Source organism: Leptolyngbya sp. AN10 (assembly GCF_050565645.1).
In the GTDB taxonomy this organism is placed as follows: Bacteria; Cyanobacteriota; Cyanobacteriia; order Leptolyngbyales; family Leptolyngbyaceae; genus Leptolyngbya.
In genome coordinates, this window is sequence record NZ_JBNXVP010000095.1 from 1 (window position 1) to 2,987 (window position 2,987).

At 44.7% G+C, this 2,987-nt stretch carries 5 protein-coding genes; 2 read left to right on the forward strand and 3 right to left on the reverse strand.

Annotation, left to right across the window (positions count from 1 at the left end; genetic code table 11):
• Positions 1-122 precede the first annotated feature (122 nt).
• Entirely contained in the window at positions 123-296 is a 174-nt protein-coding gene (locus tag ACQ4M5_RS41625) for a hypothetical protein (RefSeq protein WP_430681674.1), read from the forward strand.
• Positions 297-637: 341 nt separating this feature from the next.
• On the opposite strand, the gene ACQ4M5_RS41630 is transcribed toward ACQ4M5_RS41625, so the two are convergent.
• The 3 genes from ACQ4M5_RS41630 to ACQ4M5_RS41640 form a co-directional block, all read right to left on the reverse strand.
• Entirely contained in the window at positions 638-1,339 is a 702-nt protein-coding gene (locus ACQ4M5_RS41630) for an AraC family ligand binding domain-containing protein (RefSeq protein ID WP_430681670.1), read from the reverse strand.
• Between the two features lie 115 nt (positions 1,340-1,454).
• A complete protein-coding gene (locus ACQ4M5_RS41635; RefSeq protein WP_430681671.1) occupies positions 1,455-1,595 on the reverse strand; it encodes a hypothetical protein in 141 nt (46 codons plus the stop codon).
• 199 nt (positions 1,596-1,794) lie between these two features.
• Positions 1,795-1,956, reverse strand: coding sequence for a hypothetical protein (locus tag ACQ4M5_RS41640; protein ID WP_430681672.1), 162 nt, complete (start codon positions 1,954-1,956; stop codon positions 1,795-1,797).
• A gap of 557 nt (positions 1,957-2,513) precedes the next feature.
• Between ACQ4M5_RS41640 and ACQ4M5_RS41645 the strand changes: the two genes are divergently transcribed.
• Positions 2,514-2,783 carry a hypothetical protein gene (locus ACQ4M5_RS41645; RefSeq protein WP_430681673.1) on the forward strand — a complete coding sequence of 90 codons (270 nt, stop codon included), beginning with the start codon at positions 2,514-2,516 and terminating at the stop codon, positions 2,781-2,783.
• The last annotated feature ends 204 nt before the right edge of the window (positions 2,784-2,987 follow it).

Below are 2,987 nucleotides of genomic sequence, written 5' to 3' on the forward strand. Positions count from 1 at the left end.
CCGAGCTAATACACTCCGGATTTCTGTTGAGATTTTTGGCGTGTCGTCGAAGTTGATTAAATTCCTCAATCGCCTATCTGTCAAGCGTTCTGAGTCTTCCTAATGCACTGGTTGCGTATCTCGTGGGGACACAAGGCATTCGGGAGGATTATGAGGCGGTCAAAGCAGCCCTCATTTTGCCCTGGAGTAATGGACAAGTGGAGGGGCAGGTGAATCGGCTTAAACTGCTGAAACGACAGATGTATGGTCGAGCCAGTTTTGATTTGTTGAATCGACGGTTTATCTTGACAAGCTAGCACCATACAACAGTAAGAGAAACTGTCATATCGTCAAAGTCGTCTCATCTGTAGAATACTTGAGCGAAAGATTGATGTGCCTGTTGGTAGCAATCTAGAAAGTAAAAGCTGATATTGAGCAAATTTCTGAGACTAGATTATCAGAGATATGGCAGTAGAAGTTTAGATTAGGACATCCTCGGAATCGCCCCCAAACCCCCAACTCTGGAGGCTTAAGACTCTTGCTCTCCCAAGTTTGGGGGCTGGGGGGCTTTCGAGAAGTGTCCTAACTGAAATAAGTACAGCTATAGTTACTTTTCGCTTGGGATCACCAAAAGCTGCCATGAACCCCTTCGCATTCATCACGCGGGTTTGTACCAGATAAACATGAGGCGGCAATCCGACGTGCTTACGAAAGAGGCGCAGTAACCGTAGAGGTTTGAGTTGCGCGATTCCGCAAGCTCTTCGAGAGAAATATTGTTCATGTAATTTGCTCTCAGATAGTCCTGAATCTGCTCGACTATCCGGGTTTCGCCGCCGATCTTATCTAAATGAGGACGAACATCGGCATACCTTGCAATCAATTGGGCGAATAACCAGAGAAACCGGGACTCACGCTCTAAAATCGATGGAGATTGCTCGATCGCCCAATGAAGCTGCCGCAGTTGAGTTGCCAATTGCGGGTCATGCACGACTGGATTGGGGAAATAAGGAACATCGATCGCTTTGTGCGAAACGCAGGACTGTTCAGTGAATTCTGCCGCTGCCTTTTGCATCAGTGCAACATCTGGATACAGCATTCGATATGTCCAGCTTTCAGGTTCTGCTGCGTGTCCGGTATGCACTTCTCCAGGATGAATCACTACGATACTGCCAGCGGGCGCTTGATGAGTTGAGCCTTGGTAGGTAAATTCTTCGATTCCACGTTCGATCACACCGATCGCATATCCTTCGTGAGTATGACGCGAGAAGGAGTGCGTCACATAGGTTGCCCTGAGCATTTCTAAATTCGCGAGTGCTGGATCACGCCAGAACTTAATCGTTTCCTGATGCTGTCGCGTCATCTTTTCCCCTGAAGCTGCAAACGATTTACTCCAACATAAAAGATTCTCCTTAAGTTGTCTTGGATGTTTTTGCATCGAAGAGATTGATGGGCGACGATCGCTCCAAGTCGCGTGGTCAGGAGAAAGTTGCGATCGCCGACAACTCAGTACCAAAATTAATGTGAAACACTGCTGCATCGAGAACGAGCGCGGGAACCGTCTTCACGCCCGTGGTCTCTGCTTCTGCAATTCGTTCTGGAGCTTTGCTCAAATCCACATATTTCAACTCATCGCGATCTAAGTCGAGATGCTGTTGAATGATGTAAAACTGCTTAAATTTGCCCCTAATTCACTTAAACATAGAGACGCGATTAGGCAATCAATTCACTCTACCCTATTCATGAGGTAGGTTGAGATTTACTGTTTAGCAGATTGAAACCTAGCACAATGTACACACATCCAGTCACTCGCTCGAACTAACTCGAAACTTTATCGTTTCCTCTAAGAGTTTGTGTTGCCATTGCAGCAAATCCAGCCACCAGCAAACACCAGATTGTGCCACCTACTACAAATAAAATCCCTAACAATAAGAACGTTAGGGTAATTGAGGTGATATTCCTGGTCTTGTGTTGAGGCATTTACGGACTTTGCTAAGAATTCTAACACTCAGAAGCTACCCAAGTAAAAGGACAAGCGGATATAGCAGTCGTCACTAGAATAGCGATGGCAAAAGAAAGTCTTTAGGCGCTCTAGGCGTGTTGGGTTGTTAAGTTCTTCTATACCGAAAGTATACAATCAAGATTTGTACGAAAAAGCAGGCTGCTTTGCTCTCGCGGTAACACTGCTTTTGATCGCGGTGTGCCTAAAAGTGAGATAATCACTATCTTTGCTACCAGCCGTGATATTAATCGTACTGTGTTTGAAACCTGGCTCTGAGACGCTCTTCTTCAGAAACTCCTGCATTCTTACTGAAAGTAAATTACATTTTAATCTGTAACATTACTGAGAAATTTAGCTACTAAGTTTGTGAAATTTGCTGATGGAGAGCCATGTGTTAGAACAGGACAATAAGAACTGTAAGAGGCAATGAGTTTGAAAGCGCATCAAAATTAGCCTTCTAGTCTTCTAAATTTTGCCTACTATGAACTTCTTCAGAAATAGCTTCAGCAGCCGAAACAGTGGAGATCGTAATCGCTTGTCTCTACACTCAAATCATGCGAATCATCCAAAAACTCCTAATTTTAATCTTGCTCTTATTCTTGAAATCGCTGTGTTGGGAGCGGTATTAGCTACCTCGCTTCTGTACTATATACAGCATCCTGAACCAGCAGAGCAGCAAAGCTCTCAAGATGAAATTCATCCGACTGCAATTCCCTGGTTGCAGAGCGAAGAAGCGTGTCGCAAAACAGGCAGGACTTGGAAAGATGAAACTTGCTGGGATCATGAGCATAGCCCTGACTTTTAATCAACCGCTATGAAGCATTAAAACGCTCGATCGCAAATTGAATTGATTGAACTAATCCTGAGATAGTAATGTGATCTTTCCTTAGTGATGTAGAAAACTTTTTGCAGTCTCAAGATGAGAATGTAGTGATTTTAGAGAACTGAATGCGCCGCTCTAAACGAACACGTTTACTTTCGGAGGCACAAGCGGCAGGCGGACTACGAC